Genomic DNA, 23,778 nt, shown 5'->3' with positions numbered 1-23,778 from the left:
CGAAGGGGACGGAGGCGAAGGAGACGGAGGAGCCGCACGGAGTCCTAGCTGTGCGCCGCCAGGACGCCCGAGGCGAAGGCGGTGTCGCAGACCGGGCGGGCGTAGGACTGGGCGCGCGAGGGGCCGTACGCGCGGACCGCGGCGCGGCCCAGGGCGCGGGCGATGGAGGCGCAGTGCTTCGCCAGCGACGGCTTGCCGTTCACCGCGGCCTGGAGGTGGGTCAGGGCGATGCCCGGATCCTTCTCCTGGAGCTCGGTGAGCAGCTGGTCGCGCAGGACGTCCTGCGGGGCCTTGGCGGCGGTGTGCGAGGACTGGTGCGCGGCGGAGACGTCGGAGGCGGTGAGCACCGAATCCGAGGGGTTCCCCGACCAGTTGACCCGGGTGACCGCGAGGGTCCCGGAGAGCACCATGACGACGGGCAGGACGAGGGCGAGCGAGCGGCCGATCCGGCGGGCTGGGCCGCCCTGGCCGCGGCGCGTGCGCTGGGTGGTGGAGTGGTTCGCGGAGTGCTTCACGCGTGAGAGGGTAGCGCGCGGTAATGAATTGGCGACATTTAGTCACCCGGACGGGGGATGAAGAGGTGCCGTTTTTTGGGTAGGGCGTTGACGGACGCCGAACGGACGCCGAACGGACGTCGAACGGATGTCGATTCGGCCGGAGCGAAATGCCTGATGCGTCTGGGTGTTTGAAGGCAACGAGAAGGGCCCCGCAGCGAGCTGCGGGGCCCTTCTCGTCAATCTGGGTGAATCGTCAGTCGGAGAGGCGCTCGCCCGTCGACGTCGAGAACACGTGGGTCTCGCCCGCGCGCGGGACGACGTTCAGCGTGCTGCCCTTCTCCGGGACGTCACGGCCGCCGACGCGGACCACGAGGTCCTTGGTCTCGCCGCCGACCTGGGCGGTGCCGTAGACGAAGGCGTCGGAGCCGAGCTCCTCGACCACGTTCACGACGACCGCGACGCCCTGGTCGGAGTCGGTGGCCACGTCGAAGTGCTCGGGGCGGACGCCGACCGTGACCGTCTTGTCGGTGGCGGCGGAGAGCGCGTCGCGCTGCACCGGCACCACCGAGTTGCCGAACTTCACGCCGCCGTCGGCGATCGGCACCTCGACGAGGTTCATCGCCGGGGAGCCGATGAAGCCGGCCACGAAGAGGTTGGCGGGGCGGTCGTACATGTTGCGCGGGGTGTCGACCTGCTGGAGCAGACCGTCCTTGAGGACCGCGACGCGGTCGCCCATGGTCAGGGCCTCGACCTGGTCGTGGGTGACGTACACGGTGGTGATGCCGAGGCGGCGCTGGAGCGAGGCGATCTGCGTACGCGTCGAGACGCGGAGCTTGGCGTCCAGGTTGGACAGCGGCTCGTCCATGAGGAAGACCTGCGGCTCGCGGACGATGGCGCGGCCCATCGCGACACGCTGGCGCTGACCGCCGGAGAGGGCCTTCGGCTTGCGGTCCAGGTACTCGGTGAGGTCGAGGATCTTCGCGGCCTCCTCGACCTTCTGCCGGATCTCCGCCTTGTTGACGCCGGCGATCTTGAGCGCGAAGCCCATGTTGTCGGCGACCGACATGTGCGGGTAGAGCGCGTAGTTCTGGAACACCATGGCGATGTCCCGGTCCTTGGGCGGCAGGTGGGTGACGTCGCGGTCGCCGATGCGGATCGCACCGCCGTTGACGTCCTCGAGCCCCGCGAGCATGCGGAGCGAGGTGGACTTGCCGCAGCCGGACGGGCCGACGAGGACGAGGAACTCGCCGTCCGCGATGTCGATCTCGAGTGCGTCGACGGCGGGCTTGGTGGAACCCGGGTAGATCCGGGTCGCCTTGTCGAACGTGACAGTGGCCATGATGAAGGGCCCCCTTCTACCGGCAGGAACGTGCCGGACGATCCGTTGTAGGAAGGTGGTGAGCCGTCCCGGGTCGCCCCGGGATGGTGTAGTCCACACAGGTGAACTGGCTCAGGACGCTACCTCGCGTCCATCCGATCTGTCAGTACCCGGAGGCATGTGAACTTCGAGGAAATTTTCGACAGGGACCCCGGGCGACCTGGGTACACTGCACGGGCACGTGCGCGAGCGGCAAGCGAGCAGCAGGCAAGAAGCACACGTGCACGCCTCCTTAGCTCAGCTGGTAGAGCACCGCTCTTGTAAAGCGAAGGTCGTCGGTTCGAATCCGACAGGGGGCTCCGCGATCTACCAGCCGAAACGCCCCCGCGATCTTGGACCGTGAGGGCGTTGACGGCAGTCCTTGACGGCAGTCCCGCATCGGCGAGGCCGTCGCCTCGTGTGCGGCGGCCCGGCGACGAAGGTCCGTCCCGTCGTGCCGTCGATCTTTACCTGTTCTGTCACCAGCTCGGCCGGAATGTCGATCACTTCCGGGACGATACTGGCGTGCGTGAATCGGCTCATGCGTCTTTCCGGGGCCCCGCGCGCGGTGTGGGCGTACATCCGCAGCGCCCCCGGCACGTACGTGTGGCTGGCGATCCTGTTCGTCACCACGGTCGCCCTGCATCACATGTCCCCGGAGTTCGAACAGGAGTTCCTGCGCCAGCGGTCCACCAACCTCCATGAGCTGTCCCGGCATCCGGTGCGGGTCCTGGTGTCGAGCGCGATGTGGATCGACGGCGGCCACTGGCTGCCGTACGCGGTGCTGTACTCCGTGTTCCACGCGCAGGCCGAGCGGTGGCTGGGGACCGTGCGGTGGCTGGCGGTGTGCGTGGCCGCGCATGTGCTGGCGACGCTGATCAGCGAGGGCGCGCTGCTGAAGGCGATCCGGGACGGCATCGCGCCGGGGTCGGCGGTCAACACCCTGGACGTGGGGGTGAGTTACGCGCTGGCGGGGGTCGTCGCGGTGCTGGTCTACCGGATCCCCTCGCCCTGGCGGTACGCGTGTCTCGCGGCCGTCCTCGTCGTGTACGTCGTCCCGCTGACCTCCGGGGCGACCTTCACCGACTTCGGTCACTTCGTCTCCGTGCTCATCGGGCTGGCGTGCTATCCGCTGGTCAGAGGGCGTACGGGAGGCCGTGCGGAACGACGGAATCCGAAGGAGACGGCGGCCGCCCCGCCGGGTTAACGTCCGTCCATGAACGGTTTCGTCAACGGCGGGGTCTCCTTCTGGTACGCGGACGACGGGCTGCCCGCCGTACGGGAGCCGCTCGCCGGGGACGCGTCCGCCGACGTGGTGATCGTCGGGGGCGGGTACACCGGGCTGTGGACGGCGTACTACCTGAAGCGGGCGTCGCCCGCGCTGCGGATCACCGTCCTGGAGCAGCGGTTCTGCGGCTACGGCGCGTCCGGGCGCAACGGCGGCTGGCTGTACAACGGCATCGCGGGCCGCGACCGGTACGCGAGACTCCACGGCCACGAGGCCGCCGTACGGCTCCAGCGGGCGATGAACGACACGGTCGGCGAGGTCGTGCGCGTGGCCGCGGAGGAGGGCTTCGACGCCGACGTCCAGGTCGGCGGGGTCCTCGAAGTCGCCCGCACGCCCGCCCAGCTGGCCAGGCTGAAGGACTTCCACGCGCACGAGCTGGCGTACGGGGAGGACGACCGCGAGCTGTACGGCGCCCGGGAGACCGCCGAGCGGGTGCGGGTGGCCGGGGCCGTGGGGTCGAGCTGGACCCCGCACGGGGCGCGCGTGCATCCGGTGAAGCTGGTGAAGGGGCTGGCGGCGGCCGTCGAGGCGCTGGGCGTGACGGTCCACGAGTCGACTCCGGTGACCGAGATCGGGGCGGGGCGCGCGGTGACGCCGTACGGGATCGTGCGCGCGCCGTACGTGCTGCGCTGCACCGAGGGCTTCACCGCGGCCTTGAAGGGCGAGAGGCGGACCTGGCTGCCCATGAACTCCTCGATGATCGCCACCGAGCCGCTCACCGAGGAGCAGTGGGCGGCGGTCGGCTGGGCGGGGCGGGAGGCGCTCGGCGACATGGCGCACGCCTACATGTACGCCCAGCGCACCGCCGACGGGCGGATCGCGCTCGGCGGGCGCGGAGTGCCGTACCGCTTCGGGTCGCGGACGGACAACGACGGGCGGACGCAGCCCGAGACGGTCCGGGCGCTGCGCGAGATCCTGGTCGGGTTCTTCCCGGCGCTGGCCGGGGTGCGGATCGAGCACGCCTGGTCCGGGGTGCTGGGCGTGCCGCGCGACTGGTGCGCGACGGTGACCCTGGACCGGGCCGCCGGCCTCGGCTGGGCGGGCGGCTACGTCGGCTCGGGCGTCGCCACCGCGAATCTCGCCGGCCGGACGCTGCGGGATCTCGTCCTGCTCGACTCCGGGGAGAGCGGGTCGACCGGACTCACCGAACTGCCGTGGGTCGGGCACAAGGTGCGCAGATGGGAGCCGGAGCCGCTGCGCTGGCTGGGCGTGCAGGGGATGTACGCCACCTACCGTGCCGCCGACCGGCGGGAGACCGGCTCGCACAGCGCCGGGTCCTCGCGGCTGGCGCGGATCGCGGATCGGGTGGCGGGGAGGTGAAGGACGTAGTCCTGGGGGTGTCGGGGACTGGTCCTAGGCGACCGGCTCCGGTGCGGTGGTTCGGGCCGGGGCTTCGCGGCGCGGGGGCTTCGCGGTCACCATCAGGCCCGCGACCAGGCCGGCCAGCAGCATGATGCCCGCGGCCCACCAGATGGCGACCGTGTAGCCGTGCACGATGCCCTCGCGGGTGATCAGTTCCTTCTGGGACGGGTTCGCGTGCGCGAGGTGGGCGGCGATGTAGGCGGTGCTGCTGGTGGTGGCGATCGTGTTGAGCAGCGCCGTGCCGATGGAACCGCCCACCTGCTGCGAGGTGTTGACGGTGGCCGAGGTGACGCCGGAGTCCTGCGGGGCGACCCCGGCGGTCGCCGTGGCGAACACCGGCATGAAGGTCAGGCCCATGCCGAGGCCCATGAGGAGCAGCGCGGGCAGGATCTCGGTGGCGTACGACGAGTCCACCGTCATCTGGGTCAGGATCACCATGCCGGTCGAGGCCAGGACCATGCCGGGGACCATCAGCATGCGCGGGGCGACGCGGTTCATCAGCCGGGCGGAGATCTGCGTGGAGCCGGTGATGATCGCGACGGTGAGCGGCAGGAAGGCGAGGCCCGTCTTCATGGGGGAGTAGCCGAGGACGACCTGCAGGTAGTAGGTCATGAACAGGAACAGGCCGAACATGCCGATGACGGCCAGGCCCATGGTCAGGAAGCAGCCCGCGCGGTTGCGGTCCTTGACGATGTGCAGCGGCAGGAGCGGGACCCGCGCCTTCGTCTGCCACCACACGAAGATCGTGAGCAGGACGACTCCGGTCGCGAGCAGGCCCAGCACCAGCGGGTCGGTCCAGCCGCGCGGCTGGGCCTCGCTGAAGCCGTAGACGATCGCGACCAGCCCGCTGCAGCCCAGCACCGCGCCGGGCACGTCGAGGCGGACGTCGGTGTGGCCGGGGCGGTCGTGCAGCAGGGCGAAGGCGCCGAAGACGGCGACGACGGCGATGGGCACGTTGACGTACAGGCACCAGCGCCAGTTCAGGTACTCGGTGAGCAGACCGCCGACGATGAAGCCGATCGCGGCGCCGCTGCCGGCCAGGGCGCCGTAGATGCCGAAGGCCTTGCCGCGTTCCTTGGGGTCGGTGAAGGTCGTCGTCAGCAGGGAGAGCGCGGAGGGCGCGAGCACGGCGGCGAACACGCCCTGGAGGGCGCGGGCGCCGAAGAGCATCCCCGAGTTGACGGCCGCGCCGCCCAGCGCGGAGGCGGCGGCGAAGCCGATCAGCCCGAAGACGAAGGTGCGTTTACGGCCCATCAGGTCGGCGATCCGGCCGCCCAGCAGGAGCAGTCCGCCGAAGGCGAGGCTGTAGGCGGTGATGACCCACTGGCGGTTGGCGTCGGACATGCCCAGGTCCTGCTGCGCGGAGGGCAGTGCGATGTTCACGATCGTCGCGTCCAGGACGACCATGAGCTGGGCGAGAGCGATGACCACCAGGCCCCACCAGCGGCGGGGGTCGGGTTCGGCGTCCGGCGGGTTCGATGAGTTCGAGGCGGCCGACGGTTCCGAGGGGTCCGGGGAGGGTTCACCTGTCCGGGTGACGCTCATTCAGCCAGAAGACCATGAATCGTGCTGAATCGCACCTTCAGGCGGCTTATTGCTGGTCAAGGCTCCAATACCACCTTTCCGGCGGTTTCGCGCGTCTGCAGTGCGCGGTGCGCGGCGGCCGCCTCGGCGAGCGGGAAGCGCTGTACGGCGGGGCTGAGCCGGCCGGCGGCGGCCTCGGCGAGGGCGCGCAGTTCGAGGGCGCGCAGGCCGCCGGCCTTCTCGATCATCGGGGGCCCGAGGACCGACTGCGAGACGCCCTCGACGAAGTGGCCCTTGCCGTCGCGGACGCCTTCCGCGGACCAGCCGAAGACGAGGTGCCGGCCGCCGGGGCCGAGAAGGGCGACGGCCTCGCGGGCCACGTCCCCGCCGACGCCGTCGAGGACGACGGTCGCGGTCCGGCCGCCCAGCCCCGTGCGGACCTGCTGCGGCCAGGAGGGGTTCCGGTAGTCCACAGCGAGGTCCGCGCCGTTCGCCCGTACCCGCGCTGTCTTGTGCGGGCCGCCGGCGAGACCGACGACGGTGGCGCCCGCGTTCCTGGCGTACTGCACGAGGAGGGTGCCGATGCCTCCGGCGGCCGCCGGGATCACGACGACGGAGTCCGGCCCGAGGTCGGTGAACTGCGCGATTCCCAGCGCCGTACGGCCCGTGCCGATCATCGCGACGGCCCTTGCGGGGTCCAGGTTCGCCGGGATCTCGTGCAGCCGGTCGGCGTCGGTGACGGCGAGCTCCGCGTAGCCGCCGGGGGCGAAGCCGAGGTGGGCGACGACGCGCTTGCCGAGCCAGGAGGCGGGGGTTCCCTCGCCGAGGGACTCCACGACCCCGGCGACCTCGCGGCCGGGGACGGTGGGCAGGGGCGTGGGTGCGGGCGCGGGGCCCCGCAGGCCCTCGCGCAGGGCGGTGTCGAGGAGATGGACACCGGCGGCCGCTACGGCGACGCGGACCTGGCCGGGGCCGGGGACGGGGTCCTCGACCTCCTCGTGGAGGAGGTTCTCGGCGGGGCCGTAGGCGTGGAGACGTATGGCGTGCATGGGGTCCACTCTTCAACCTCAAGCATTGTTGAGGTCAAGGGTGATTCGAGGGTGGCCCGGGGGATGGCCCGGGGGCGGTTCGAGAGCGGATCGAAGGCGGTTCGTGGGCGGCTCGGGGGATTGTCAGTGGCGGGGGGCAGGATGGGGGCATGGCGAGGACACGGGTTGGCGGGACGGGTGCGACGGGCAGGACCAGCGGGGCCGGCGGGGCGCGCGGAGCGGTCAAGGGGGCTCGGCGGCCCGAGGTGCGGCTGCCCGCCCTGGAGCCGTACGAGGGCGGGCAGCTGGAGCCCGACGGGGACTACGACGGGGTGGAGTTCCGCGAGACCGACCTCGCCGGGCAGGACGGCGGGGGCGCCCGCTTCATGGACTGCGCGCTGACGGGCTGCGCGCTGGACGGGACGCGACTGCACCACGCCCGCCTGCTCGACTCGCTCCTCACCGGCGTCCGAGGCGTCGGCACCGACCTCGCCGAGTCGACCCTGCGCGACGTCGAGCTGATCGACGCGCGCTTGGGCGGCACCCAGATGCACGGCTCCGTACTGGAGCGGGTGGTGATCCGCGGCGGCAAGATCGACTACCTCAACCTGCGCCAGGCACGGCTGCGGGACGTCGTCTTCGAGAGCTGCGTCCTGGTCGAACCGGACTTCGCGGGCGCCCGTCTGGAACGCGTCGAGTTCGTCGACTGCGCCCTGAAAGCCGCCGACTTCACCGCGTCGACCCTCACGGACGTGGACCTGCGCGGCGCGACGGAACTGGGCATCGCCTCCGGCCTGGACCGCCTGTCGGGCGCGGTGATCAGCACGGCCCAACTACTCGATCTGGCACCGGTGTTGGCGGGGGAGTTGGGGATCAGGGTGGAGGGGTGAGGGAGGGAGTCGTGGCAAGCGAGGGACTCCGTTACCCGACCCGGGGGAACCGGGCCTGGAGGGTCCAGATCGCCGGGTTCTCGCCCAGGTCCTCGTGGAGGTCGATGAGGTCGGCGAGGAGGTCGTGGAGGAAGTCGCGGGACTCGCGGCGCAGGTCGGCGTGGGAGAAGGTCAGCGGCGGCTCCTCGGCCGGCATCCAGTCGGCCTCGATGTCCACCCAGCCGAAGCGGCGCTCGAACAGCATGCGGTCGGTGGACTCGGTGAAGTCCAGTTCCGCGTACTGGGGGCGGGAGGCGCGGGAGCCCGCCGGGTCCTGGTCGATCCGCTCCACGATGTCGCACAGCGCCCACGCGAAGTCGAGCACCGGCACCCATCCCCAGGCTGTGGACAGCTCCCGGTCCGCCTTGGTGTCGGCGAGGTAGACGTCGCCGCAGAAGAGGTCGTGGCGCAGGGCGTGGATGTCCACGCGACGGTAGTCCGCGTGCGGCGGGTCCGGGAACCGGTTGGAGAGGGCGTAGCCGATGTCGAGCACGTAGGCGATGGTGTCACGCCCCCGTGGAACCCAGGCCTCCGACCATAGGATCACTGACATGTCCCGATCCGTGCGCCTTGTCCCGGCCGTCGCCGCCTCACTGCTCGCCCTCGGACTGACCGCGTGCGACAGCGGCGGCCACGACGAGTCCGGGGCCTCGGGCGCTTCGGGCGCTTCGGGCCTGGGCGACCCGTACTTCCCGAAGGCGGGCAACGGCGGGTACGACGTGACCCACTACGGCCTGACCCTCGCCTACGAGCCTGCCGACGACCCCGATGACACCTCCGACGGCGGCCGTCTCACCGGTACCGCCGTCCTCACCGCCCGGGCCACCCAGGCGCTGTCCTCCTTCGACCTGGACCTGAAGGGCATGGACGTCACGAAGGTCACCGTCGACGGCAGCGCGGCCTCCTTCGAGCGGGACGGTCAGGAGCTCACCGTCCGCCCGCGCGAGGGCCTGACCAAGGGGCGGACCTTCGAGGTGACCGTGCGCTACGCCGGCCGCCCGCAGACGATCACCGACCCCGACGGCTCCGAGGAGGGCTGGCTGCCGACCGCCGACGGAGCGCTGGCGCTCGGCGAGCCGACCGGCTCCATGGCCTGGTTCCCCGGCAACCACCACCCGTCCGACAAGGCGTCGTACGACATCGCCGTGACCGTGCCGAAGGGCCTGACGGCCGTCTCCAACGGCGAGTTGAGGAGCGAACGCACGACCGGCGACCGCACGACCTTCGCCTGGCGCACCGCCGAACCGATGGCGAGCTACCTCGCCACCCTCGCGATCGGCCGCTACGACGTCACCCGCACCACCACCGACGACGGCCTGCCGGTGTACGTGGCCGTGGACCCGCGGCAGACGGCCGCCAGCCGCAAGGTGCTCGCGAAGCTGCCCGAGGCCCTGGACTGGGCGGAGGACAACTTCGGCCCGTACCCCTTCTCCTCCACCGGCGCGATCGTCGACCGCCCCGAGGACGCCGAGTACGCCCTGGAGACCCAGAACCGCCCCGTCTACCCCGGCGCCCCCGACACCGAGACCTTCGTCCACGAACTCGCCCACCAGTGGTTCGGCGACTCCGTCACCCCGAAGACCTGGCAGGACATGTGGCTCAACGAGGGCTTCGCCACGTACGCGGAGTGGCTGTGGACGGAGGACCAGGGCGGCGACACGGCGGAGGAGACCTTCACCGAGTTGTACGACCACGGCGAGGAAGGCGAGGACGGCGAGGGCGGCTACGAGGACCTGTGGGCCTTCCCGCCCGCCAAGCCGACGAGCGCGGCCCACATCTCCGACGCCCCCGTCTACCAGCGCGGCGCGATGGTCGTCCACCGCATCCGCCAGATCGTCGGCGACGACGCCTTCTACGACATCGTCCAGGGCTGGGCGGCCGCCCACCGCCACGGCACCGCGGACACCGACGACTTCACGGCGTACGTCGAGCAGCAGGCCCCGGACGAGGACTTCACGGCCGTCTGGCGGGACTGGCTGTACGGAGCCGGAAAGCCGGACCTCCCGCCTGCGTGATGCGCTAGGCGAACCAATCCGCGTGGAGCAAGGGAGCATCGGAGTAACGGAGTGACCCCTACGGCACCGGCTGATCTCAGTCCCCGTGTCCCCCGTGTCCCGCTTCCCACTCCTCCAGCAGCCGGGCGAGCCCTGTCGGCCACACCGGCTCCGCCTCCTCGGCGAGCTCCGCCCGCGTCCACCAGCGCCAGGTGAGGATGCCGTCCGCCGCGTGGGCCGCCGCGAGGTGCGCGCCGCCGGGCTCCCGACGCGGACCCCGGGTGACGTACACATGTTCGTGCTGGCGGACGGGGACGTCGGAGTGGGTGAAGTCGTGCTCCCAGGTGCACAGCAGAGGCCCGGGCTCGAGGTCCTCCCACCCGGTCTCCTCGCGCAACTCGCGCAACGCCCCCTCGCGCGGAGCCTCGTCCCCCTCCAGCCCGCCCCCGGGCAGCGCCCAGTGGACGCCGACCTCGACGTTGTCGTACCGGAAGAGAAGGACCGACCCCGCCGGGTCAACGACGGCGACGCGGGCGGCGCGGCGGGGTGTGCGGGGTGTGACGGGCGTGTGGGACGGGTGGAGCGGCTTGCGCAGCACGGCGCAGGGGCGGCCGAGTTGGAGGTCGGGCCGGTGGCCGATGACCACGTACCCGAGGGCGGTCCAGAAGGCGAGGCCCTTGGGGTTGGCGTCGAGGACGGCGAGACGTACGGCGGTGTGGCCCGCCGCCTGGAACCGTTCCTCGACCCGCTCCGCGATCCGCCGCCCGTACCCCTGCCGGTGCACGCCCCTGTCCACCAGCAGCAGTCCGATCCACGGGTCCGGGTCGGCCGGGTCGGGGTGCCGTCCCAGGGTGACCGCGACTCCGACCAGCCGCCCAGCGCTCCGGGCGAGCAGCACTTCCACGTCCGGGTTCGCCAACTCGTCGGCGAGCGCCGCCGCCACCTGCTCCGGGCGGATGTCGTCCGGGTCGGGGAAGTCGCCGCTGAGGGCGTGGAACTCGTGGTTCGCCGCGTACAGGGCGGTGAGTTCGGTGAGGAGGGGGGCGGGGATGTCGTGGTCGGGGGTGAGGGGGAGAGGCTCGAGCAGCATGGGCGCAGGGTAGTGGTGCGGGCGTGACGGCGGGCATGACGGCGGTGCCCGTGCCGGGCGGGCGGGGGCGCACCGGGCACGGGCGGAGCGTGGTGGGCGCTCGCCCCGCCACCGGCCCGCCATGCCGGAGAGCACGGGTGGCCACGCGCTTGTCAGGTCCGCCCATTCCGAGGCCGGCCGTGAGCGCTACGGCCTGACTCCGCGCACCCGGGCCGACTTCGCCGCCTGTCTGCGCGAGGCGACCGACCCGGGGCTCGCGCTCGCGGCCCGCGCGTACCTCGACGTGGCGTTCTGCCCCCGTCGCGGGGCGCGGATCGTCTCCGAACCGGTCATGGAGAACGTTTGGTGGATTCGGGCCCGGCACGGCTGCGCTCGGCGGCTTTCGAGGTGGGCAGGAGTCCCCGTCGTAGGCCCAAATCCTCAGGTAAGGGCGCGCAATTCGGCCTCGATCAGTCTCGCGCTTCCTGGCCGCAAACCGCCGATTGTTCCGGCGTAGGTCTCGACCTCGACCAACTCGGCTTGCCCGTTGGAGGGAGGCGGCTGTGTCGGGCGTGGGCCTCGGTCAGCGCGCCGCCGGCCCGTATCCCTCGGACGGGCCGGGCGGCGCGTGGCTCCAGCCTTTCGAGTTGGCCGGTTCGGCGGGAGGGGTCCAGCGGGCCCCTGGCTCGCGTCGAACCGCCGTGCATCCGTTCTTATCGCGGCCGGTCGCGGCCGAGCGTGTCCGGCCGCCTCCGATCGGGCCGCGACCCGTGCCGCACAGGTGGCCTGTTTACGATTCCGGTGGAGCCGATTCCGGCCAGGGGGAGCCATGAACAGACGTACCGAACTCCGTGCCTTTCTCCGGTCCAGACGTGCCCGCTTGAGCCCGGCCGAGGTGGGGCTGCCGTCGTTCGGAGGGGTGCGGCGGGTGCCCGGGTTACGGCGGGAGGAGCTGGCGCAGCTGGCCGGGGTCGGGGTCGACTACTACGTCCGGCTGGAGCAGGGACGGAATCACAAGGTCTCCGCAGCCGTACTCGACGCGGTCGCCCGTGCGCTGCGGCTGGACGAGTTGGAGCGGGTCCATCTGCACAACCTCGCCCGTCCCGACCGTCCCGACCGGAGACAGCCCCGGCAACCCGTCGCGGACCGGGTCTCGGAGGGGTCGCAGTGGCTGCTGGACAACATGCCGGACACCGCGGCGTTCGTCCTGGGGCGTCGGACCCAGGTACTGGCGTGGAACCGGCCCGCCGCGAAGATCTTCCTCGATTTCGGGCCCGTCCCGGAGCGCAACCTGGCGCTCCTGGTGTACCGGCAGCCCGCCATCCGGCAACTGGTGCTCGACTGGCCGGTCATGGCACGGCACGTCGTCGCCTGGCTGCGGCTGGAGGTGGGCCGCCATCCCGAGGGCGAGGAGACGAACGCGTTCATCGCGGAACTGGCCGCGGCGGACCCCGACTTCCGGCGGCTGTGGAACGAGCAGAACGTCGTCGACCCCATGCACGGCTCCTACAGGCTCCAGCACCCGCTGCTCGGTGCCCTCACCTCCACCTTCCGCACGCTGCTCCTTCCCGAGGACCCGGACCAGATGCTGATCGTCTACGCCATCGAGCCGGATGTCTCCGGACCTGAACCCGGGGTGGCGGCGGACGTCTCCTGGAGTCCGCCGCCCGATCACGGGCCGGTCCTCCCGGGGTGCTGCCCCGACCACGACATCGCCGCCTTCATCGTGAAGGGGAGCGGTCTGACGTGACGTGAGGGGAGGGCACGGCGAAGCCCCCGGCCGGTGGGAACCGGTGGCCGGGGGCTTCGACAGGACGAGAACGAACCGTCAGGACGAGAACGGACCGTCCGTCAGACGCTCACGCCGAAGTCCTGGGCGATGCCGACCAGGCCCGACGCGTAGCCCTGGCCGACCGCGCGGAACTTCCACTCCGCGCCGTTGCGGTAGAGCTCGCCGAAGACCATGGCCGTCTCGGTCGCCGCGTCCTCGGAGAGGTCGTAGCGGGCGATCTCGGCGCCGCCGGCCTGGTTGACGATGCGGATGTAGGCGTTGCGGACCTGGCCGAAGTTCTGCGAGCGGTTCTCCGCGTCGTAGATCGAGACCGGGAAGACGATCTTCTCGACGTCGGCGGGGAGGCCCGCCAGGTTGACGTTGATCGCCTCGTCGTCGCCCGCGCCCTCGCCGGTGCGGTTGTCACCGGTGTGGACGATGGTCTGGTCCGGCGTCTGCTTGTTGTTGAAGAAGACGAAGTGGGCGTCCGAGTAGACCTTGCCCTGGGGGTTGACCGCGATCGCGGAGGCGTCGAGGTCGAAGTCCGTGCCGGTGGTGGTGCGGACGTCCCAGCCGAGGCCCACGGTGACGGCGGTCAGGCCCGGAGCCTCCTTGGTGAGCGAGACGTTGCCACCCTTGGACAGGCTTACAGCCATGGTTCGGGAGTCCCTTCCCTCGTTGCTTACGGCGTCGGCGTCGGCGTCGTAACGGGCTTCGTACGGCACGAAGCTACAGCTATCCCTATGAACGCAGCGAAGGGTGGTCAAGGTTCCCCGCGACTCCCGGTTTCTTTACTTTCTTTACCAAGCGGTCGGTGCTCGGGGGGACCCGCGCGGGATATTCGGGTGACTGGGGGACGGCGGGGGCGGGAACATGGTCGGCATGTCCGGTCCCTATCTCATCCGCGGCTCCGTCTCCCTCCCCGAGGCCGAGCTCGTCTGGCGTTTCTCGCGGTCTTCGGGGCCGGGCGGGCAGCACGTCAACACCAGCGACTCCCAGGTGGAGCTGCGCTTCGACCTCGCCCGCACCGAGGCCCTGCCCGAGGTGTGGAAGGCGCGGGCGCTGGAGCGGCTGGCCGGGAAGCTGATCGACGGCGTCATCGCCGTACGCGCCTCCGAGCACCGTTCCCAGTGGCGCAACCGCGAGACCGCCGCCGTACGGCTCGCCGCGCTGCTCGCCGAGGCCAGCGCCCCGCCGCCCAAGCCCCGTCGGCCCACCCGGATACCCCGCGGGATCAACGAGCGCCGGCTGCGGGAGAAGAAGCAGCGCTCCGACACCAAGCGAGGAAGAAACGGCCGCGACTGGTCGTGAACAGTCAGCTGGCGTGAACAGTCAGCCGGCGTGAGCAACCAGCCCTGGAGCTCCTCAGGGCCCCTCCTCGACGGGTCCCTCCGGCTCCTCCAGCGTCAGAACGCCCACCGCCTCCCCTTCGCTCCGCTCCGCGGTCTTGCGGAAGCCGAGGTTCAGGTAGAAGGCCTCCGGGCCGTTCTCGCCCTCGTGCCAGGTGACGTACATCTCCTTGGCGCCCCGGCGGCGCAGTTCCGCGGCGACGGACTCGACGGCGAAGCGGCCGTAGCCGCGGCCCTGTTCCTCGGCCGAGATGTTGAGCCGCCACAGCCCGGAGCGCAGGACGCTGCCGCCGTCGGCGCGCCAGTCGATGTCGAGAAAGGCCATAAGAAAACCGACGGGACGGTTTTCATCGACGATCAGTCGGGGCCAGGCGACGCCGTCGGGATGGACGTACGCCTCCGCGAGGGACTGCATCACGGGGGAGACCGCGAACTCCTGGTCGGGGCGTACGCGAATGGCGGTCGCGGCCTCGAAATTCCGCGGGGTCATTTCCTCGAGGCGGAGTCCCGGCCTCGTCGTGGGGGTCGTCATGTGCGCACCCTAGACACCCGAATCCCAGACCGGCCACGCTATTTCCGCGTCACCCCGACCGGTCATCCCAACTGCCGGTATCCGCCCCGGAAATACAGCAGTGGGCCGCCCTCGGCGCTCGGCACCCGCGCGCTCAGCACGCGCCCGATCACCAGCGTGTGGTCGCCCGCCGCCACCCGCTGTTCGGTACGGCACTCCACGGCGCCCAGCGCGCCGCCCACCAGGGGCGCGCCGGTCGCCTCGCCGCGGACGTACGGGATGTCCTCGAAGAGGAGGCGGTCGCTGAGGCGGCCCTTCATCGAGAAGCGGCCCGCGAGGTGCCGCTGGCTCTCGGCGAGCACCGACACCGCCCACAGCGGCTGCTCGTCGATCACGTCGTCCATCCGGGAGCCCGTGCGCAGGCTGACCAGCACCAGAGGCGGGTCCAGGGAGACCGACAGGAAGGCGGTGGCCGTCATGCCGGCGTACTCGCCGGCGGGCGCCCGCGGGTCGTCCGGGTCCAGCGACGGCTCCTGCGCGGTCACCAGGACCACGCCGCCGGCCAGCCGGGACATCACGGCGCGGAACTCGTCGTTGCTCACCCCCTCAGCATGCCCGGAGGCGGGGGAGGGGACGGGAACAGGGGTGTGGACAGGGCCGGGGGAAGCGCCGGGGGCGGGGGCGGTGTGGAGCACGTCTGGAGGCACGTCCGGAACGCTAGTGTCCGTCCCGGGCGCGCCGCATCGGACCTCCGCCCGAGAGCGGTCGTAGGACCCAAGACCGATGAAGGCGGATGAAAGCCGATGGAGACCGATGGAGACTGATGGAGACCGATGCCTATAGGGCGTGTATCGAGCCCTATACGCTCAGTAAACACACAGAGAAAACGCAGAAACCCCACGCAATTGTTCATGTTCATCTGTGACTTGAGTCACAAGGGGTATTAATTGTTGACCCTGTGTACCGAGTGGGCAGCGCGCTGTGATTCAGTGGCGGGGAAGCCGACAAGGATCAGCAAGGAACTGGCTAGGAACGTAACGCCGAAGACAACCCTTGATTCGCTGCGAAGTCTCGGGGGGAGGGCGAAGCATGGAGACCGAGTCGGAGCCGTACGTCCGTCTTGCGTCCCTGCGACAGCTGCACCAGGTCATGGCCGACATGAACACGGCCCGCAGCCTGGCCGACACACTGCAGACCGTCGCCGACGGCGTGGTCACGGCACTCGGGTACGAGCTGGCGTGCGTGAACCTCGTACGCAGCGACGGCGATCTCGTGGTCGCGGCCTTCTCCGGCAATCCCGCCGCCGAGGCCCTCATCACCGGCCGGGTCGGCTCGCGGGAGTCCTGGGAGCGGCGGCTGGGCATGGGCGAGACCTGGGGCGACCTGATCTTCATACCCCACACCGAGGGCTGGGTCCTCGACGACGACGACGTCCCGCAGTGGTACACCGACGGGCCCGCGCCGCGCTTCGAGGACGAGTGGCACCCCTCGGACCGGCTCTTCGCGCCCATGCTCACCCCGGCCGCGCCGGGCGGCGGCGGCTCGCCCGGCGAGCTGATAGGCGTCCTGTCCGTGGACCGGCCGCGCAACGGCCGGCGGCCCGGCGCCTGGGGCCGTGAAGCCCTCCAGATGTACGCCTTCCAGGCCGCGATCGCGATCAGCAACGCGCGTCTACGTGCCAACATGCAGCGCGCGCTGGTCCGGCTCGAACGCGAGCAGCAGGCCCTGCGGGCGAGCGAGGAAAGCTTCCGGCAGGCCTTCGAGTACGCCCCCTCCGGCATGGCGATAGCCGAGATGGGCGGCGACCAGCACGGGCGGATACTCAGGACCAACGACGCGCTGTGCCGCCTCCTGGGCCGCCCCGCCTCCGCGATGCGCCGCTACTCCTTCTCCGACCTCGTCCACCCCGAGGACATAGGCACCCTGCTCCGCACCTCCGCCGAAGGCGGACGGGCCGAACTCCGGCTCGGCCGGCGGGACGGCAGCTACGTCTGGGTCTCGCTGCGCAACTCCGTCGTCGCCGACGCCGCCGACGGACCCCGCTTCCTCCTCACCCACGTCGAGGACATCGAGGAACGCAAGCGCCGCGAGCTCCAGCTCGCCCACCGCGCCTCGCACGACTCCCTCACCGGACTGCCGAACTCCGCCGAACTGCGCTCGCGCCTGTCCGCCCGGCTCTGTCGGCGCCCGCAGTCCGCCCACCCCGCCGCCCTCGACTCCATGCACGCCACCAACGCCATGGACGCGATGGAGGCCGTGGACACGGCCTACGGTCACCCCGCCTTCGACGCCAACGGCCACGGCTTCGACTACCGGCCCCCCGGCACCGAGGCGTACGACGCCTACGACCACCATGTGCACACCGTCGCCCCCGAGGACGGCGCGCCCGACGACGGCGCCAAGGGACTCGCGGTCCTCTTCTGCGACCTCGACGGCTTCAAGTCGATCAACGACCGGTTCGGGCACAACGCGGGCGACGCGGTCCTCATCGAGGTCGCCCGGCGGCTGTCGCGGGCCGTCCGCGACGGCGACACGGTGGCCCGGCTCGGCGGCGACGAGTTCGTGATCCTCGCCGACGGACTCGGTCGCGCCGACGCCGCCGACCTCGCCGTACGCCTGCGCAACGAGATCATCCAGCCGATCCGCGCCGAGGGCCGGGCCGTCCGGGTGGGCGCCAGCTTCGGCATCGGCTGGGCGCACTGCGGGATGACCGCGGACGAAGTGCTGAAGTCCGCCGACGAGCGGATGTACGTCGAGAAACGATCTCGTCCCAAACAGCACAGACGTGCGGGATGAGCCGCAGTTCAGCGGACCCGTCGCCGACCTGATGCGATCCGAGTCACCCGTTTGGGGCACTGGGAGCGGGTAGGCTCGCCACTCTGAACCCTTGTATTGCATCCGCTGTATTGCATCCGCCCCGCACCTGTTGAGGAGTACGAAGGGATGACGCCCGGCAACAACGGCGCGAGCCCGCCCGAGGACGACGACCCGTTCGGTTACCTCTACGCCGACGGTCAGGCCAACGGAGCGCAGCCGCCCTCCGGCGGCGGCTACGGCTACCCGAACTCGGTGAGCCGGGTGCGCGCGGTCGGCGAGCGCCAGTACGGCCAGCCGCAGCAGCAGACCGCCCAGTACGGGCAGTACGGCCAGCCGCAGCAGCCGACGGTTCCGCAGCAGGGGGCGTACGGCCAGCCGAACGCGCCCTACGGCGCCCCCGAGAGCTTCCCCGGCGGACCCGGCACCGGCCGGCAGTCGGCGCAGGGCGGCGGCCGAGGCCGCGGCCCCAACACCAAGGGGCTGCTGATCGGCGCGGTCGCGGTGGTCGCCGCGGTCGTGGTCGGCATCGCGGTCGCGATGGCCAACGGCGACTCCGGCAACGACGACAACGCGGGCAGCGACCAGGTCTCCACCTCGCCCTCCGCCTCCACGAGCCCCTCGCCCAGCGAGTCCAGCACCAGCGACGCGAGCGCGGCGGAACTGCCGACGATCGACGCGAAGGCGCTGCGTCTGGACGGCGGTGCCGCTCTGGCCTCGGACGTCGAGGGCGCGCAGGCGGACGGCGGAATCTACGTCGGCAACCTGAACCAGACGGGCGCCTCGGTCACCTGGACCGTCAACGGCATCCCCTCGCAAGGCACGTACACCCTCTTCGCGCACTTCAGCGCGACCGGTGACGACCAGTCGATGACGCTCAGCATCAACGGCAAGACGTTCGGCAGCAAGTTCAACCTGGGCAACTTCGCCCATGCCGAGGACGGCGACTTCGCCAAGGGCTGGACCCAGACCTACTCCTGGCCCACGCTGACCAAGGGCACCAACACGATCTCGCTCTCCTGCCAGGACGGCGACAAGTGCAACGTGCTGCTCGACCAGCTGTGGCTGAAGGCGGGCCAGGTCAAGGAGTAGCGGTGTCCGTCAGGCCGCGGTGGCCTCACCGGTCACCGTGATCCGGGGCAGCAGGTCCTCGTAGGCCGTCCGGTCGAACTCCCCTGCCACAGGGGAGTGGACCGTCGCCGCGGAGAGGGCTGCCGCGCGGGTCAGGCGGGCGGGCCACGGGAGGTGTTCGGCCAGGGCCGAGAGGAGGCCGGCGGAGACCGAGTCGCCGGCGCCCGTCGGGTTGCCGTGGACGCGGGCGGGCAGGGTCGCGCGCCAGCGGCCCTCCGGGGTCGCCGCGACCAGGCCCTGCGCGCCGAGCGAGGCCACCACGGACTGCGCCCCGCGCCTACGGGCGTCCTGGGTGGCGCGCAACGGCTCGTGGGAGCCGGTGAGTTCGGCCAGTTCGTCGGCGTTCGGCTTGACGATGTCGGGGCGGGCGGCGACGGCCCGGCGCAGCGGCTCCCCGCCGGTGTCCAGCAGTACGGGTGTCCCCGCGGCCCGCGCGACGCGGATCAGCCCCGCATACGCGCCCACCGGCACCCCCGGCGGCAGGCTGCCGCACAGGGCCACCGCGTCGACGCCGACGAGGAGATCCTCGTACGCCTCCTGGAAGGCGGACCACTCGGCGGGGGCGATGATCGGGCCGGGTTCGTTGAGCTGGGTGGTGTCGCCGGTGCGGGCGTCGACGACGGCCACCGTGCGACGGGTGGCGCCGACGACCGGTACCAGGGCGTCCACCAGCCCTGATATTCCGGTGAGTTGTTCCTGCACGACGCGGCCGGTGGCGCCGCCCACGAAACCGGTCACCGTCACCTCGTGGCCGAGGGCCGCCAGCACCCGCGCCACGTTCAGCCCCTTGCCGCCGGGCCGCTCCCGCACGTCGGTCACCCGGTGCGAGGCGTGCGGGGTGAGGGCCGGGACGCGGTAGGTGACGTCGAGAGCGGTGTTCAGCGTGACCGTGAGGATCACCTGGGCCGACCTCCCTCTCTCGAACTCCTGTCTGCGGAGGCTCGATCATGCCAAAAGGACGGCGACCGGCCCAGTCCCCGGGTCGGTCGCCGTTCCTGTACGCGCCTGTACGAGCGCGCATTTCAGGCCAGTTGGGGATCCACCACCCAAACCCCCTGCCGCATCACGCCCTTGAGCGCGAAGTCCTCGTCGAGGAGGACCAGGTCGGCGTCCTTGCCGGGTTCCAGGGAGCCCACGCGGTCGGCCAGGCCCAGCAGGCGGGCCGGGTTGGCGGACAGGGCGGCCACCACGTCCTCGACCGGGAGGCGGTCGATCGTCACCGCCCGCTGGAAGGCCCGGTCCAGGGTGAGGGTGGAGCCCGCGATCGTGCCGCCCTCCACCAGCCGGGCCACGCCCTCGCTGACCTCGACCTCCAGCGGGCCGAGCAGATAGCGGCCGTCGCCGATGCCGGCCGCGTCCATCGCGTCGGTGATGAACGCCACGCGCCCCGCGCCCGCGTGACGGAACGCCAACTCCAGCGCGGCCGGGTGCAGATGGGTGCCGTCGTTGATGAGCTCGACCGTGACCCGCTCGTCCTCGAGAAGCGCGGCGATGGGACCGGGGGAGCGGTGACCCAGCTGCGGCATCGCGTTGAAGAGGTGGGTGGCGACCGTGGCGCCGGCGTCGATGGCCTGAACCGTCTGCTCGTACGTCGCGTCCGTGTGCCCGACGGCGGCGATCACCCCGTGTTCGACGAGCAGTCGTACGGAGTCCAGGCCGCCCGGCAGTTCCGTCGCCAGCGTGACCATCCTCGCCTGGCCGCGCGCCGCGTCGATCAGCTTGCGGACCTCCGCCGGGTCCGGGTCGCGCAGCAGCCCCTCGGAGTGCGCGCCCTTGCGGCACGGCGAGATGAAGGGGCCCTCGAAGTGGATCCCGGCCAGGTCGCCCTGCTCGGCCAGCTCGCTCAGCAGGCCGGCCTGGCGGACCAGGACGTCCATGTCGTCGGTGACGGTGGACGCGACGAGGGTGGTGGTGCCGTGCAGGCGGTGCGTGTGGATGGCTTTCTGTACGTCGTCCGCCGTGCCGGAGAAGGAGGCTCCGCCGCCGCCGTGGTTGTGCAGGTCGATGAAGCCGGGGACCAGCCAGTGGCCCCGTACGTCCACGACCTCGGCGTGTCCCTGCGGGGCGTTGGCCGTGATTCGGGCGCCGTCGATGGTCACGCGGCCGTCGGGCACCGTGCCCGTGGGTAGTACCACCCTCGCGCCGGTCAGTACCTGCGGGTGCGTTGTGGCTGGTCGCGCCCACGCGGCGGAGCCGCATGATGTGACGCCCCGCGCCCCTGAGGGGGTGGCCATTAGGTTGCTACCTCCATGCCGTCGGTCGTGTTGAGGAGATCCCAGGCCAGGAGGCCTGCGCCCAGGCAGCCGGCGGTGTCCCCCAGCGCCGCCGGGACGATCTCCGGGAGTTTTTGGAAGGTGACCCGTTGGCGGACCGCTTCCCGTAGGGGGGTGAAGAGGGTTTCGGCCGCCTCTGCCAGGCCGCCGCCGATGACGAGGGTGCGGGGGTCCAGCAGGGTGAGGGCGGTGACCAGGCCGTCGGCGAGCGCGTCCACGGCCTGCTGCCAGACCCGGACGGCGTTCGGGTCGCCGGACGCGACGGCCTTCGCGCAGTCCGCGGCGTCCGCCTCCGGGTCCCCGCAGGCCGCCGCCCACGCCTCGCTCACCGCCGCCGCCGACGCGAACCGCTCCAGACAGCCGCGCTGCCCGCACGGACACGGGGTCCCGCCGGGCCGTACGACGATGTGGCCGATCTCGCCCGCGAAGCCGTGCGCGCCCGCCTCCACCCGGCCGTCGACGCCGATCGCGCCCGCGATGCCGGTGCCCAGCGCCACGAACAGGAAGCGGTCCGCGCCCCGGCCCGCGCCGATCCGGCCCTCCGCGAGCCCGCCGGTGCGCACGTCATGGCCGAGCGCGACCGGAATCCAGAGCTCCGCGGAGAGCAGCCCGCGCAGGGGTACGTCCCGCCAGCCGAGGTTGGCCGCGTAGGCGGCGATGCCGGCGGTCTCGTCGACGATGCCGGGAACGGCCACGCCGGCCGCGACCGCGGGCTCGCCGAACCGCTCCACGCCGAGTGCGCGCAGCTCGGCGGCGAAGCCGAGGATCCCGGCGACGACCGCGTCGGGGCCGCGCTCACGGCCGGTGGCCCGGCGGGCTTGGTGCAGCAGAGCGCCGTCCGCCCCGATCAGGGCGGCCTTCATCCCGGTGCCGCCCACGTCGAGGGCGATGACATGTCTCACGGAAACAGTGTGGACCGAGACCCGCGAGAGGTCTAGTCCACTTACGCGTCTTGGGGGTACCGTGCGCCCTCGAGAGGCCTGTAGAGGTCTAGTCCACAGCCATGGTGTAGACCTTACTCCGGATAACGGATCCATTGGTATGAGCAATCAGTTGTGCAGTCAGTCGGACAATCGGCCGGGCGATCGGCCGGGCGATCGGCCGGGCGATCGGCCGGGCGATCGGTCCGGTGAACAGTCCAGTGATTCAGTGGGGAGCGGTTCGGTGCAGCGGCGGGCAGGGAAGTCAGGGATGGTCGCGGGGGTGTCCCTTCTCGGGATCGCCGCGGTTCTCGCCGGATGCGGGGTCACCTCAGGCGCCGAAGACGTCACCCTGAGACTCGTCGCCGCCGACTACGGCGACAGCGGCGCCAACAGCTCCGAGAAGTACTGGGACCAGCTCGTCGAGGCGTACGAGAAGGCCCACCCCGGCGTCACCGTCGACGTGAGCGTCTACTCCTGGAACGACGTCGACGCCAAGGTCAAGAAGATGGTCGACTCGGGCGACGCCCCCGACATGGCGCAGATCGGCGCGTACGCCGACTACGCGGCCGCCGACAAGCTGTACCAGGTCGGCGACGTGGTCTCCATCCCCGTCGAGGCCGACTTCGTCTCCCAGCTCGCCGACGCGGGCAAGGTACGAGGCGTGCAGTACGGCATGCCGTTCGCCTCCTCCACCCGGCTGCTGTTCTACAACAAGACCCTCTTCGCCAAGGCGGGCCTCACCCCGCCCACCACCTGGGCCGAACTCGCCGAGGACGCCCAGGCGCTCAAGGCACAGGGCGTGAAGTACCCGTACGCGCTGCCCCTCGGGCCCGAGGAGGCGCAGGCCGAGACCATGCAGTGGCTGCTCAGCGGCGGGGGCGGCTACGCCCAGACCGCCGGCGGCTACGACCTCGACTCCACCGAGAACGTCGACACCTTCGACTGGCTGAAGAACGACCTGGTCGGCAAGGGGCTGACCGGGCCGGTCGCGCCGGGCAAGCTCAACCGGGCCGACGCGTTCACCGCGTTCACCGCCGGTGACGTCGGCATGCTCAACGGCCACCCCTCGCTGATGAAGGCGGCCGAGAAGAAGGGCGTCAAGTTCGGCATGGTCCCGATGCCCGGCGTCAACGGGCCCGCCAAGGTCTCCATGGGCGTGGCCGACTGGATGACGGCCTTCAAGCAGAACGGCCACGCCGACGAGATCGGCGACTTCCTCGACTTCGTCTACAGCGAGGACAACGTCGTCGACTTCTCCCGCGAGTACGACCTGCTGCCCGTCACCAACTCCGCCTCCCAGGCGATGACCGGGACCAAGGAGGACGCCGACCTCCAGCCGTTCCTGGACCAGCTCACGCTCTCCCAGCTGCCCCCCGTCGGGCGTACCTCCTGGGCCGGGGTCAGCGCGGCGATCAAGAAGCGGATCGGTCAGGCCGTGACCGCGGACGGCAGCCCCGCCGAGGTCCTGGACCAGCTGCAGACGACGGCCACGGCGCTGGCGAACTCCTCCGGGGAGTGAGCCGCTGTCGGTGGGCGGGGATACCGTGCCGGGCATGGAGGAAGAGCTTGAGCTTGCGGCCAGGGAGCGGGGCATCCTGGCCTTGGAGCGGCGCGGGTTCCCCGGCCCCGGTGCGAAGGAACGGGCGATCCGGGAGGAGCTGGACCTGTCCCCGGTCCGCTACTACCAGCTCCTCAACGCCCTCCTGGACGATGCGCGTGCGCTGGCCCATGACCCGGTGACGGTGAACCGACTTCGTCGCGTACGGGACGCTCGGCGGGGTGAGCGCTGAGTCGTGCCGGTGGGCAGGGGGCGCCGTCCCTGGGGGCTGCCGCCCCCCAGACCCCCGCTTCGGCCCCGAAAGGGCCTCGTCCTCAAACTCCCCCAGAGGGGGCACCCCCACGGGCTGAGATGTCCGGACCGGCGTCCATAGGTGCCGCGGGCTGGATTGGCTATCGTC

At 71.4% G+C, this 23,778-nt stretch carries 22 protein-coding genes and 1 tRNA gene; 11 read left to right on the top strand and 12 right to left on the bottom strand.

The window, feature by feature from the left end; genetic code table 11:
• Nucleotides 1–44: 44 nt before the first annotated feature.
• Both OG562_RS19315 and OG562_RS19310 read right to left on the bottom strand, forming a co-directional pair.
• Complete coding sequence (locus OG562_RS19315) at nt 45–515, bottom strand: hypothetical protein (protein ID WP_266399414.1); 471 nt, start codon at nt 513–515, stop codon at nt 45–47.
• A 235-nt stretch (nt 516–750) separates the two neighbouring features.
• Entirely contained in the window at nt 751–1,836 is a 1,086-nt protein-coding gene (locus tag OG562_RS19310; RefSeq protein ID WP_266399412.1) for an ABC transporter ATP-binding protein, read from the bottom strand.
• 265 nt (nt 1,837–2,101) lie between these two features.
• On the opposite strand from OG562_RS19310, the gene OG562_RS19305 reads away from it, so the two are divergent.
• From OG562_RS19305 to OG562_RS19295, 3 genes are all read left to right on the top strand, one after another.
• Nucleotides 2,102–2,174 (top strand) — tRNA-Thr (locus OG562_RS19305).
• A 221-nt stretch (nt 2,175–2,395) separates the two neighbouring features.
• A complete protein-coding gene (locus tag OG562_RS19300; protein ID WP_266399411.1) occupies nt 2,396–3,061 on the top strand; it encodes a rhomboid-like protein in 666 nt (221 codons plus the stop codon).
• 9 nt (nt 3,062–3,070) lie between these two features.
• Nucleotides 3,071–4,462 (top strand): FAD-binding oxidoreductase, encoded by a 1,392-nt coding sequence (locus OG562_RS19295; RefSeq protein ID WP_266399410.1) that lies wholly within the window; start codon nt 3,071–3,073, stop codon nt 4,460–4,462.
• Between the two features lie 33 nt (nt 4,463–4,495).
• On the opposite strand, the gene OG562_RS19290 is transcribed toward OG562_RS19295, so the two are convergent.
• Nucleotides 4,496–6,049: an MFS transporter gene (locus OG562_RS19290; RefSeq protein ID WP_266399409.1), complete on the bottom strand. Its 1,554-nt coding sequence runs from the start codon at nt 6,047–6,049 to the stop codon at nt 4,496–4,498.
• Between the two features lie 56 nt (nt 6,050–6,105).
• Entirely contained in the window at nt 6,106–7,077 is a 972-nt protein-coding gene (locus OG562_RS19285; RefSeq protein ID WP_266399407.1) for a zinc-binding dehydrogenase, read from the bottom strand.
• Nucleotides 7,078–7,226: 149 nt separating this feature from the next.
• On the opposite strand from OG562_RS19285, the gene OG562_RS19280 reads away from it, so the two are divergent.
• Nucleotides 7,227–7,946: a pentapeptide repeat-containing protein gene (locus tag OG562_RS19280; protein WP_266399405.1), complete on the top strand. Its 720-nt coding sequence runs from the start codon at nt 7,227–7,229 to the stop codon at nt 7,944–7,946.
• A 31-nt stretch (nt 7,947–7,977) separates the two neighbouring features.
• Here OG562_RS19280 and OG562_RS19275 read toward each other — a convergent pair whose 3' ends face one another.
• Nucleotides 7,978–8,478, bottom strand: coding sequence for a hypothetical protein (locus OG562_RS19275; RefSeq protein ID WP_266409390.1), 501 nt, complete (start codon nt 8,476–8,478; stop codon nt 7,978–7,980).
• A 58-nt stretch (nt 8,479–8,536) separates the two neighbouring features.
• Here OG562_RS19275 and OG562_RS19270 point away from each other — a divergent pair, with 58 nt between their 5' ends.
• Complete coding sequence (locus OG562_RS19270) at nt 8,537–10,000, top strand: M1 family metallopeptidase (protein WP_266399403.1); 1,464 nt, start codon at nt 8,537–8,539, stop codon at nt 9,998–10,000.
• Between the two features lie 76 nt (nt 10,001–10,076).
• On the opposite strand, the gene OG562_RS19265 is transcribed toward OG562_RS19270, so the two are convergent.
• Nucleotides 10,077–11,069 carry a bifunctional GNAT family N-acetyltransferase/NUDIX hydrolase gene (locus OG562_RS19265; RefSeq protein ID WP_266399401.1) on the bottom strand — a complete coding sequence of 331 codons (993 nt, stop codon included), beginning with the start codon at nt 11,067–11,069 and terminating at the stop codon, nt 10,077–10,079.
• An 808-nt stretch (nt 11,070–11,877) separates the two neighbouring features.
• Between OG562_RS19265 and OG562_RS19260 the strand changes: the two genes are divergently transcribed.
• Nucleotides 11,878–12,798, top strand: a complete 921-nt coding sequence (locus tag OG562_RS19260; RefSeq protein WP_266399400.1) for a helix-turn-helix transcriptional regulator — start codon at nt 11,878–11,880, stop codon at nt 12,796–12,798.
• Between the two features lie 101 nt (nt 12,799–12,899).
• Here the strand turns inward: OG562_RS19260 and OG562_RS19255 are convergent, their stop codons facing one another.
• The gene (locus OG562_RS19255) at nt 12,900–13,475 is read right to left on the bottom strand and encodes a TerD family protein (protein ID WP_266399397.1); all 576 of its coding nucleotides are present in this window, start codon (nt 13,473–13,475) and stop codon (nt 12,900–12,902) included.
• A gap of 217 nt (nt 13,476–13,692) precedes the next feature.
• Between OG562_RS19255 and arfB the strand changes: the two genes are divergently transcribed.
• Complete coding sequence (arfB, locus tag OG562_RS19250) at nt 13,693–14,130, top strand: alternative ribosome rescue aminoacyl-tRNA hydrolase ArfB (RefSeq protein ID WP_266399395.1); 438 nt, start codon at nt 13,693–13,695, stop codon at nt 14,128–14,130.
• A 54-nt stretch (nt 14,131–14,184) separates the two neighbouring features.
• On the opposite strand, the gene OG562_RS19245 is transcribed toward arfB, so the two are convergent.
• The gene (locus OG562_RS19245; protein ID WP_266399394.1) at nt 14,185–14,700 is read right to left on the bottom strand and encodes a GNAT family N-acetyltransferase; all 516 of its coding nucleotides are present in this window, start codon (nt 14,698–14,700) and stop codon (nt 14,185–14,187) included.
• Nucleotides 14,701–14,762: 62 nt separating this feature from the next.
• Nucleotides 14,763–15,254 carry a flavin reductase family protein gene (locus tag OG562_RS19240; RefSeq protein ID WP_266409388.1) on the bottom strand — a complete coding sequence of 164 codons (492 nt, stop codon included), beginning with the start codon at nt 15,252–15,254 and terminating at the stop codon, nt 14,763–14,765.
• Between the two features lie 514 nt (nt 15,255–15,768).
• On the opposite strand from OG562_RS19240, the gene cdgB reads away from it, so the two are divergent.
• Both cdgB and OG562_RS19230 read left to right on the top strand, forming a co-directional pair.
• Complete coding sequence (gene cdgB, locus OG562_RS19235) at nt 15,769–17,475, top strand: diguanylate cyclase CdgB (RefSeq protein ID WP_266399391.1); 1,707 nt, start codon at nt 15,769–15,771, stop codon at nt 17,473–17,475.
• 147 nt (nt 17,476–17,622) lie between these two features.
• On the top strand, nt 17,623–18,585 hold the full coding sequence (locus tag OG562_RS19230) for a carbohydrate-binding protein (protein ID WP_266399390.1): 963 nt from the start codon (nt 17,623–17,625) through the stop codon (nt 18,583–18,585).
• Between the two features lie 9 nt (nt 18,586–18,594).
• On the opposite strand, the gene OG562_RS19225 is transcribed toward OG562_RS19230, so the two are convergent.
• The 3 genes from OG562_RS19225 to OG562_RS19215 form a co-directional block, all read right to left on the bottom strand.
• Nucleotides 18,595–19,524, bottom strand: a complete 930-nt coding sequence (locus tag OG562_RS19225; protein WP_266399389.1) for a 1-phosphofructokinase family hexose kinase — start codon at nt 19,522–19,524, stop codon at nt 18,595–18,597.
• Nucleotides 19,525–19,646: 122 nt separating this feature from the next.
• Complete coding sequence (nagA, locus tag OG562_RS19220; protein WP_266399386.1) at nt 19,647–20,858, bottom strand: N-acetylglucosamine-6-phosphate deacetylase; 1,212 nt, start codon at nt 20,856–20,858, stop codon at nt 19,647–19,649.
• The gene (locus tag OG562_RS19215; protein WP_266399383.1) at nt 20,858–21,799 is read right to left on the bottom strand and encodes an ROK family protein; all 942 of its coding nucleotides are present in this window, start codon (nt 21,797–21,799) and stop codon (nt 20,858–20,860) included. Before OG562_RS19215 ends, nagA begins: the two co-directional genes overlap by 1 nt.
• Nucleotides 21,800–22,088: 289 nt before the next feature.
• Between OG562_RS19215 and OG562_RS19210 the strand changes: the two genes are divergently transcribed.
• On the top strand, nt 22,089–23,339 hold the full coding sequence (locus OG562_RS19210) for an ABC transporter substrate-binding protein (RefSeq protein ID WP_266399380.1): 1,251 nt from the start codon (nt 22,089–22,091) through the stop codon (nt 23,337–23,339).
• Nucleotides 23,340–23,373: 34 nt separating this feature from the next.
• Nucleotides 23,374–23,610 carry a DUF3263 domain-containing protein gene (locus OG562_RS19205; protein ID WP_266399377.1) on the top strand — a complete coding sequence of 79 codons (237 nt, stop codon included), beginning with the start codon at nt 23,374–23,376 and terminating at the stop codon, nt 23,608–23,610.
• Nucleotides 23,611–23,778: the final 168 nt, after the last annotated feature.

Origin of the sequence: Streptomyces sp. NBC_01275 (assembly GCF_026340655.1) — a bacterium.
In the GTDB taxonomy this organism is placed as follows: domain Bacteria; phylum Actinomycetota; class Actinomycetes; order Streptomycetales; family Streptomycetaceae; genus Streptomyces.
Note: the sequence above shows the minus strand (reverse complement) of the source record. Positions and strands in the feature narration are given on the sequence as shown.

Coding starts and splice junctions, on each gene's coding strand:
- OG562_RS19245 (WP_266399394.1), bottom strand. CDS start 14,700: ATGACGACCCCCACGACGAGGCCGGGACTCCGCCTCGAGGAAATGACC.
- OG562_RS19240 (WP_266409388.1), bottom strand. CDS start 15,254: ATGTCCCGGCTGGCCGGCGGCGTGGTCCTGGTGACCGCGCAGGAGCCG.
- OG562_RS19285 (WP_266399407.1), bottom strand. CDS start 7,077: ATGCACGCCATACGTCTCCACGCCTACGGCCCCGCCGAGAACCTCCTC.
- OG562_RS19205 (WP_266399377.1), top strand. CDS start 23,374: ATGGAGGAAGAGCTTGAGCTTGCGGCCAGGGAGCGGGGCATCCTGGCC.
- OG562_RS19260 (WP_266399400.1), top strand. CDS start 11,878: ATGAACAGACGTACCGAACTCCGTGCCTTTCTCCGGTCCAGACGTGCC.
- OG562_RS19295 (WP_266399410.1), top strand. CDS start 3,071: ATGAACGGTTTCGTCAACGGCGGGGTCTCCTTCTGGTACGCGGACGAC.
- OG562_RS19255 (WP_266399397.1), bottom strand. CDS start 13,475: ATGGCTGTAAGCCTGTCCAAGGGTGGCAACGTCTCGCTCACCAAGGAG.
- OG562_RS19210 (WP_266399380.1), top strand. CDS start 22,089: ATGGTCGCGGGGGTGTCCCTTCTCGGGATCGCCGCGGTTCTCGCCGGA.
- nagA (WP_266399386.1), bottom strand. CDS start 20,858: ATGGCCACCCCCTCAGGGGCGCGGGGCGTCACATCATGCGGCTCCGCC.
- cdgB (WP_266399391.1), top strand. CDS start 15,769: ATGGAGACCGAGTCGGAGCCGTACGTCCGTCTTGCGTCCCTGCGACAG.
- OG562_RS19310 (WP_266399412.1), bottom strand. CDS start 1,836: ATGGCCACTGTCACGTTCGACAAGGCGACCCGGATCTACCCGGGTTCC.
- OG562_RS19290 (WP_266399409.1), bottom strand. CDS start 6,049: ATGAGCGTCACCCGGACAGGTGAACCCTCCCCGGACCCCTCGGAACCG.
- OG562_RS19270 (WP_266399403.1), top strand. CDS start 8,537: ATGTCCCGATCCGTGCGCCTTGTCCCGGCCGTCGCCGCCTCACTGCTC.
- OG562_RS19300 (WP_266399411.1), top strand. CDS start 2,396: ATGCGTCTTTCCGGGGCCCCGCGCGCGGTGTGGGCGTACATCCGCAGC.
- OG562_RS19280 (WP_266399405.1), top strand. CDS start 7,227: ATGGCGAGGACACGGGTTGGCGGGACGGGTGCGACGGGCAGGACCAGC.
- OG562_RS19230 (WP_266399390.1), top strand. CDS start 17,623: ATGACGCCCGGCAACAACGGCGCGAGCCCGCCCGAGGACGACGACCCG.
- OG562_RS19265 (WP_266399401.1), bottom strand. CDS start 11,069: ATGCTGCTCGAGCCTCTCCCCCTCACCCCCGACCACGACATCCCCGCC.
- arfB (WP_266399395.1), top strand. CDS start 13,693: ATGGTCGGCATGTCCGGTCCCTATCTCATCCGCGGCTCCGTCTCCCTC.